7 protein-coding genes are annotated in these 7,314 nt (G+C 45.2%); all 7 read right to left on the reverse strand.

Annotated elements, in window-relative coordinates; all coding sequences use genetic code 11:
* The coding region (locus VF500_RS03130) for a c-type cytochrome (protein ID WP_330858276.1) at positions 1 to 344 on the reverse strand (344 nt) is incomplete at its 3' end.
* A gap of 141 nt (positions 345 to 485) precedes the next feature.
* On the reverse strand, positions 486 to 1,793 hold the full coding sequence (locus VF500_RS03135; protein ID WP_330858277.1) for an MFS transporter: 1,308 nt from the start codon (positions 1,791 to 1,793) through the stop codon (positions 486 to 488).
* 307 nt (positions 1,794 to 2,100) lie between these two features.
* Positions 2,101 to 3,153: a sugar phosphate isomerase/epimerase gene (locus tag VF500_RS03140; protein ID WP_330858278.1), complete on the reverse strand. Its 1,053-nt coding sequence runs from the start codon at positions 3,151 to 3,153 to the stop codon at positions 2,101 to 2,103.
* Between the two features lie 26 nt (positions 3,154 to 3,179).
* Entirely contained in the window at positions 3,180 to 4,331 is a 1,152-nt protein-coding gene (locus VF500_RS03145; RefSeq protein WP_330858279.1) for a Gfo/Idh/MocA family oxidoreductase, read from the reverse strand.
* A 147-nt stretch (positions 4,332 to 4,478) separates the two neighbouring features.
* Positions 4,479 to 5,045 (reverse strand): gluconate 2-dehydrogenase subunit 3 family protein, encoded by a 567-nt coding sequence (locus VF500_RS03150; protein WP_330858280.1) that lies wholly within the window; start codon positions 5,043 to 5,045, stop codon positions 4,479 to 4,481.
* Positions 5,046 to 5,156: 111 nt separating this feature from the next.
* Entirely contained in the window at positions 5,157 to 6,584 is a 1,428-nt protein-coding gene (locus tag VF500_RS03155) for a Gfo/Idh/MocA family oxidoreductase (RefSeq protein WP_330858281.1), read from the reverse strand.
* Positions 6,585 to 6,621: 37 nt separating this feature from the next.
* A partial coding sequence (locus VF500_RS03160) for a GMC family oxidoreductase (RefSeq protein WP_330858282.1) occupies positions 6,622 to 7,314 on the reverse strand: 693 nt, incomplete at its 5' end.

Here is a 7,314-nt window from a genome sequence, read left to right on the forward strand (position 1 = left end):
CCGCCGGCGATGATCTTTTTAGCCAGCATGTCGATGTTGGCATCTGAAGCTTCGTATTTAGCTGCTATTTCCTGAAATGCAGGGCCGATAACTTTAGTGTCAACTTTATGACAGGTGCTGCAATCTAATGTTGCAATTAATTTTTCGCCGGCTGATGAAGCTGCAGAACCACCTGCTGATTCGGTGCCGGTTTTTGCTACTACAGTATCAGCATTAGCATCGGCAGCTTTAGCTGATTGGTTTGCGCCGTTAGTGCTATCGCTACCGCCGGTGTTTTTTGATGAATTTCCGCCACAGGCAGCAAACACTGCACTGATACAAAGAATAACGAATACTTTTTTCATAAAGATTAATTGTGGTTTGTGATGATAACCTAACAGAAAATCTGTTCCTTAACAAAGCCCCTGCTGTTTATCATCATGTAATTTTAATTGGGTTGGTTAATCTGGCGAAAATTACAACTTTTTATCATAAATAAAGCCTCATTAAACCGATATAGCGCCTAATGAAGCGGTTTTTTTACGTGAACGCATGTAAATAACCAAACCCACAAATGCTATGATTAATACAACCGGTATGATCAGCGTTGTATTTAACACTTCGGGGCCTGCTGCCGAGCGTGCCGCATCAAATGCCTTAGCCATATCCGAACCTGCCGGGGCCGAACGGTAAGCATCCAAACTTGCGCCTGCCGGTAATTTTGAAACCATGATTTTATCGTAAAAGCCGCCCATGAACATCATATAAATAGATACCCCGAACATACCGGCACCCCCCATCAGGTTTAAACCCACGGCACCTGTACGCGGCAGGTTTTCGGCCACAAAGCCTATCATACATGGCCAGAAGAATGCTACTCCAAGACCAAAAACCACCGCTGCAAAATAGATAGCATCACCATGCAGGTGTACCATCAGGTAAATACCCAGTGCAGATAAAATGGCTGAGATCAGCAATACTCCCTGCGGTGCCAAACGGTGTACAATGGGGCTTGCGAACGCACGGCCTAAAACCTGTACCGAGGCAACAAAGGTTAAAATAAGGATGGCGTTGTCCGTAACCGTTTTGAATAAAACATCAGTCCACTGATTGGTGAACAATTCTGTAATAGCTGTGCCGAACATGCAAATGATCATGAACAGGAACAACGGGTTCATCAGTGCTTTATACATATCTTCGGTACTTACACCTGCCGATACACGCTCGGTAACTGGGAAGTCCAGTTTCGAAAACAGGAAACCGTAAGCTATAGTAGGGATCAGCATCAAAGCTATTTCTACCTGCGAGATCCAGTATGGTTTTGGAGATACACCATGGGCCAAAGCAGTATCCAGCCCGAATACTATTAAAGTCCCGATCACGATACCCGCCGGGAACCAGAGATGAAAATGGTTGAGTTTGGTTGTTTTATTATCTGTATACAACGAAGCTACAAGCGGGTTACAGGAAGCTTCGACGGTGCCATTAGCAATACCGATCATTAAGGTAGAGAGGAACAGCGTCCAGTAGCCGTTGGCAAAAATGGTAAGCAGGATCCCCACCAGGTGAAATACGAAAGCTGATACCAGCAGCTTTTTCATGCCGATGATATCTACAATAAAGCCCCCCACAATGATGGCCAGCGGAAATCCCCAGAATGCGGTTGCCGCGATAGTGCCTAATTGCGAAGCATTCAAGTGGAATCTTACGCCCTGGTCGCTCAGGATCCCGGCACGGATGCCGAATGATAATGAAGTTACCAGCAACGACAGGCAGCTCGCCCTGAATAACTGTGTACGGTTAATAGTTTGCATTTTAAATTATTTAGGTTATTTGATAATTGGTTAATTGGCTGTATCAAAATGCACTTTGCTGAATTGCTTCAGCTTTGTATTTGCCTCCTTATAAGTCCCATCTTGAAAGCGGCAAATTGAAATTACGTCATTGCGAGCGTAGCGCGGCAATCGCATGCTATACAGAGCGGATCTGCATAATTCGCGATTGCTTCGTACCTCGCAATGACGATTTTGTAAAGGGTGTCATGCTGAGCCTGTCGAAGCATGGTGAGCAAGGCTCCTGCGCACGACCCTTCGACAGGCTCACCGTGACAGCCTCTTTTTACTATATCCCTAACGTTTTCCTGTTGAAAGCATCATCAGAACCTGATGCTGCGAAATCATCAAAAGCACGTTCTGTTACACGGATAATATGATCTTTGATGAATTGAGCGCCTTCTCTTGCACCGTCTTCCGGATGTTTAAGCGCGCATTCCCATTCAAGTACGGCCCATCCTTTGTAATCATACTGCGTTAATTTACTGAATATCGATTTGAAATCAACTTGTCCATCACCCAACGAGCGGAAACGGCCGGCACGGTCAACCCAGTTTTGGTAACCACCGTAAACACCCTGACGTCCGGTTGGATTAAACTCGGCATCCTTAACATGGAACATTTTGATGCGCTCATGATACAGATCGATATATTCTAAATAATCCAGGCATTGCAATACAAAATGCGACGGATCATAAAGCAAATTAGCACGTTTGTGACCTTTTACATGATCAAGGAACATCTCGTAAGTGATACCGTCATGCAGGTCTTCTCCCGGGTGGATCTCGTAGCAAAGGTCGATGCCGTTATCTTCGTAAACATCCAGTATCGGTGTCCAGCGTTTAGCCAGTTCGCCAAAAGCAGTTTCCACAATACCGGCAGGGCGTTGAGGCCATGGGTAAACCATAGGCCAAAGCAGCGCACCGCTAAAAGTTACCGATGCATTTAAGCCTAAATTTTTTGAAGCCTGTGCAGCATATTTTAACTGCTGTACAGCCCATTTCTGCCTCTCGGTCGGGTTGCCGCGTAAATGTTCGGGCGCAAAACCGTCAAACAGTGCATCGTAAACAGGGTTTACCGCAACCAGCTGACCTTGCAGGTGAGTTGAAAGCTCGGTAATTTCCAAACCGGCAGCGTTAACTATGCCTTTAATTTCATCGGCGTAAGTTTTGCTTTCGGCAGCTTTTTGCAGATCGATGAAACGGGTATCATTAGTTGGCAGCTGCACACCTTTATAACCCAAACCTGCTGCCCACTGGCAAATAGATTCAAGGCTATTGAACGGTGCCGCATCTCCTATAAATTGTGCTATAAATATGGCAGGTCCTTTTATAGTAGTCATGTTTCTTATTTTAAGTAGATGGTAAATTAAATGGTAAAATCAGTCCATTTGGCATCCGATTTACCCGATGCTATCACATTTTCGATAAAGGCCATCCCACGAACGCCCTCTTCAATACCCGGGAAGTCCAGCTCCTCAGGAGTAGCTTCCTTACCAGCTAAACCGGCTTTAACCGTTAAAGCAAAATTGCGATATAAGTTGGCAAAGGCCTCCAAATAACCTTCCGGGTGACCAGCAGGTGTACGTGTATTATGCTGCGCGAATGAACTGGTATAACCACCACCTGTACGCCAGGTTTCGGCAGGCTTATCGAGATACATTACAGTTAGTGAATTGGCATCACTCTGGTGCCATTCCAAACCGCCTTTTTCACCATACACCCTGATCTTTACATTATTTTCTTCGCCGGCAGCAATTTGAGTGGCGGTAAGCACGCCGCTTGCACCGTTATTGAATTTCAACAGGGCAGCGCCATCATCATCCAATTTGCGGCCTTCAACTACGATATTGATATCGGCACAAATCTTTGTAACCTGTAAGCCGGTAACATACTCGGCCAGGTTAAAGGCGTGTGTACCTATATCGCCCATAGCACCTGCAATCCCGCTTTTGCCCGGATCGGTACGCCATGAGGCTTGTTTGTTATCTTCTCCCTCTAAAAAGCTGCTCAACCATCCCTGCGGATATTCAACATAAACTTTTCTTACCCTACCTATAGCACCTGCTTTGATCAGTTGCTTGGCTTCTTTAACCATAGGGTAGCCGGTGTAGGTGTGTGTAAGGCAAAATAATTTACCCGATGCATTCACTATTTTTTCCAGCTCTTTAGCCTCCTCAAGCGAAAAGGTCATAGGCTTATCAAGCACCACGTGAAAACCATTTTCGAGTGCCATTTTGGTTGGGGCAAAATGCACGTGGTTAGGCGTTACAATGCTGATTACCTGCACACGCTCATTTTCGGGCAGTTGTTTCTCTTTTTCAATCAGTTCCTGGTATGAGCTGTATGAGCGGCTTGCAGGTAAGCCAAGCAAAAGACCGCTGGCCTGCGATTTTTCGGCATTGCTGCTAAAAGCGCCGCAAACCAATTCATACTCGCCATCAATACGGGCAGCAATCCGGTGTACAGCACCAATAAAGGCACCTTGTCCGCCGCCGATCATTCCTAATCTTAATTTCATTTGTTTTTGTTGGGGTTGATGTTTTTTGATTAAAGGCTTCTCAATCGATTGTATACATCAAAAACAGCATTATGTAATAATGCTGTTTTTGATGGCAATTCAAATTTTGTAAAAACCAAAGGTATAATCAATTGATATTGCAATTTTTTAGGTTGCCCAGGCTTTATCGCCTTTTTTGTATGGCAGGTTGCCGTCATACTTGCCCGGAACGGCAATATAACGTAACGCCTGTGTAGCACCCGGTTTTGAAGTAAAGAAACCCAGCAGGGTTAATTCTTTCAGCATCCTGAAGTAATGGTTAGGATCTTCGGGCTTTTTAGTTTTGGTATACTCTTTTTGTTCTTTGTCAAGCGCGGTTAACAACTCGGTACGTTGCTCAGGAGTAGCCTCCAAAAACTTTTTACCATATTTTTTGTCGCTCGCGTCATTCAGGTCCTTAAGGCCTTTAGTGAAAATTTTCTGATCATCGGCAGTGTAGCAATCCTGCACCATTACCGTCATAAACTTACCTATTTCGGCTGCTTTAGCACCCGGGGTTGAAGTTGCAGGCAAAATGGTTTCGCCAATTTCATCCATAAGGGCCACATCATCCTGTGTAAAAAGGTCGTTTACTTTTGGCGAAGATGGTTTACATCCGGAGATGAAGAACTCGGCGCCGATAATGGTACCGCCAAGGATCAAACCAACCCTGCCTATCGCTTCTCTTCTATTCATAATTTAATTATTGATTTAATGAATTAGTTGGGTTAGTGAATAGTGTTTACCAGCGTTACGAAGTTTTTAAAACTTCGTAACGCTTTTCCCAACTAATCACGTATTCCTAAATTACGCTTTTAACACGAAACCTTCGCGGTAATCGCGTTTAATATATTGGTTAACGGCATCAAAGTTGGTAACTTTCATAGCCTGATTATCCCAAACCAGTTTTACCCTGCCGCCATTTAGCTCATGACCGCGCACCGCAAGGTTAGCCATCAATAAAGCCTCAGTAAGCGGACCAGCCTTATCAAAAGATGAGCTCAATTCTGTTTTACCATAACCGGCAATACAGCCTTCAACCCACTGTGCGTAGTGACCATTGGCACCACCCGGTACACGTGCCCATTTCTGTGGGGCTTTAGCGCTTTTGGTAAGCGATTTCGGCAATAATGTTGCTGCATCAGAATAGGTGCTCGCATACATTTTACCTTTTGTACCGATAAACAGTGTACCGTTACCTTCTTCACCGCCAAAATCTTCGCTCGCTAATAATTCAGCAGGTCTTTCTGGTTGGATACCACCGTCCATCCAGTGCAGGGTAACATCGCCTTTGGTTTTATCTGTTTTAGGGAACGTTAATGTGATATGGCTTGACGGAGGGCAGCTTTCAGGGAAGTGACCTTCTTTAAACTCATCTACATAAACACTACCAACGCTGGCCTGTACATCTTTTGCATACTGGATCCCCAATACGCGGAAAGGTGCTTCAACAAGGTGACAGCCCATATCGCCCAATGCGCCTGTTCCGTAATCCCACCAACCGCGCCAGTTAAATGGTACCAGTTTATCAACATAATCTTTTTTAGGCGCAGTACCTAACCACAGGTCCCAATCCAGTTCTTTAGGAATGTTTTGCTGTGGCGGCGGCCAGGCTATACCCTGAGGCCAAACAGGGCGGTTTGTCCAGCAGTAAACGGTGTGTACATCACCAATCAGATCGGCATCATACCATTCCGACATTAAGCGTGTGCCATCGTTTGATGAGCCCTGGTTACCCATTTGCGTTACCACTTTGTATCTTTTTGCAGCCTCGGTTAATAAACGGGCTTCCCAAATATCATGGGTCAATGGCTTCTGAACATAAACGTGCTTATTTAACTGCATCGCATTGTATGTGATGATAGCATGGTTATGATCGGGAGTTGAAACCGATACAGCGTCAAAATGCTTGTGCTCTTTGTCGAACATCTCGCGCCAGTCTTTATAATATTTTGCTTTAGGGAAATCGCTGCGTGATTTGGCCGATCTTCTGTCGTCCACGTCGCACAAGAAAGCGATCTCTGCTTTACCACTTTTGTAAAAGTTAGCAATATCGCTTTGGCCTTTACCACCGGCACCTACGCCGGCAATCAATAGCTTATCGCTTGGAGCTATAAAACCTTTACCGCCCAAAACATGGCGCGGAACTATCATAAAACCAGCGGCCGCTATGGCACTGCTTTTAATAAATTGCCGTCTCGACGGGTTTGGGGTTTTGTCCTTTTCTTCAGTCATAGGTTGTTCTTATTAGGTTGTTTTTATGTGATGCTGATTAAATTTCTCCCTTTTTAAGTGCGTCAACGGCATAGTTAGCGGCACGTGCAGTTAGCGCCATATAAGTAAGCGACGGGTTTTGGCATGCTGCCGATGTCATACAAGAGCCATCGGTAACAAATACGTTTTTAGCATCCCAAACCTGGTTCCACTGGTTCAATACTGATGTTTTTGGATCGCGGCCCATACGTGCAGTACCCATTTCGTGAATACCACGGCCAAGGAACGGATTAGTGCTGGAAGTTTGCACATCTTTAGCACCAATGGCTTCCAGCATTTCTTTGCCGTCTTTTTCCATATCGATACGCATTTTCAGCTCATTGGCTTTTAATTCGGCATCAATGGCAACAACAGGCAAGCCCCATTTGTCTTTTTTGGTTTTGTCGATAGTAACCTTGTTATCGTGGTAAGGCAATGTTTCGCCAAAAGCGCCCATACCTATATGCCATGAACCCGGCTCAGTCAATGCATCCTTAAAGGCACCGCCTATGTTCAATTCGGCAATGTCACGGCTCCAGCCTTCGCGGCTTGCCGAACCCTGATAACCAAAACCGCGGATGTAATCACGCTTTTCGCCATTCAGGTTACGATAGCGCGGGATATAGAAACCATTTGCACGGCGACCGAAATAATATTTATCTTCATAGCCCTCAATCTTACCATAAGCGCTAACATTAAGGTGGTGGTCCAT

The organism is Mucilaginibacter sp. (genome assembly GCF_036383575.1).
In the GTDB taxonomy this organism is placed as follows: domain Bacteria; phylum Bacteroidota; class Bacteroidia; order Sphingobacteriales; family Sphingobacteriaceae; genus Mucilaginibacter.

Excerpts from the sequence above, each read along its gene's own strand:
- VF500_RS03145 (WP_330858279.1), bottom strand. The coding sequence starts at position 4,331 with ATGAAATTAAGATTAGGAATGATCGGCGGCGGACAAGGTGCCTTTATT.
- VF500_RS03150 (WP_330858280.1), bottom strand. The coding sequence starts at position 5,045 with ATGAATAGAAGAGAAGCGATAGGCAGGGTTGGTTTGATCCTTGGCGGT.
- VF500_RS03155 (WP_330858281.1), bottom strand. The coding sequence starts at position 6,584 with ATGACTGAAGAAAAGGACAAAACCCCAAACCCGTCGAGACGGCAATTT.
- VF500_RS03135 (WP_330858277.1), bottom strand. The coding sequence starts at position 1,793 with ATGCAAACTATTAACCGTACACAGTTATTCAGGGCGAGCTGCCTGTCG.
- VF500_RS03140 (WP_330858278.1), bottom strand. The coding sequence starts at position 3,153 with ATGACTACTATAAAAGGACCTGCCATATTTATAGCACAATTTATAGGA.